This window comes from Clostridium sp. C8-1-8, from assembly GCF_009928445.1.
Taxonomy (GTDB): domain Bacteria; phylum Bacillota; class Clostridia; order Clostridiales; family Clostridiaceae; genus Clostridium_AR.
The window spans coordinates 1-715 of record NZ_JAABNO010000080.1 but is presented as its reverse complement, the minus strand read 5'-3'; the positions used below and the strand labels follow the sequence as shown (position 1 = coordinate 715).

The following is a 715-nucleotide window of genomic DNA, read 5'->3' as shown; positions in this document are numbered from 1 at the left end:
GTCTATAGGAATAGGTAAGAACTTGATATTATCGCCTTCTTTTCCCCTCCTCCACACCGCACGTGCGACTTTCGCCGCATACGGCGTTCCATCAAAGTTTATTAATTTATATTAAATCATAGGATTTCCAACAAGTATGCGAAGTGTATTAACTTTTTTTAAGGCTTTATTCTCTAACTCCATCTTTCCCTTGTATTTGTTGGCTTTATGTATATCTTTTTCATCTATCAAATTACTTATTTCTTTAGCTACTAACACAAGATTCTGATATCTGTCAGTTCCGCCCTTATCTTTCGGGAGCCTATTTCTTATTATCATAGTCCCTATATCTAAAGGTTTCTTAGTTATATGACATAGTCCTTTTTGAGCTACAAACAACGATATTCTATTATCATTTTTTTGTAGGCTTTCATTCTTTAAAGGATTTTCTATAAGAAATTTTATAGTATCTTTAAACTCTCCTGACAGTTCTTTATGAATATAGTATCTTCCTTGTGCAGTATATCTGCTAGCAATGATTTTCATAGATTTAGGAATTCTAAATTTTACTCCTGGTAGTGGATATATAGTTGTCTTAGATATACTTACTGGCTTGAAATTATATTTTCCATAAAACTTTTTATAGGTTTTATTTCCATATAGCCTATCGCTTCGTATACTTCTTGTTCGATTATAAAACCTTTTTCTGACTAAGAAATTTATTTCACTAAAATCT

1 pseudogene is annotated in these 715 nt (G+C 31.2%); it reads right to left on the bottom strand.

Annotated elements, in window-relative coordinates:
* Nucleotides 1–111: 111 nt before the first annotated feature.
* Nucleotides 112–715 (bottom strand): annotated as a pseudogene (locus GXK57_RS26200) (group II intron reverse transcriptase/maturase); the annotation flags it as partial.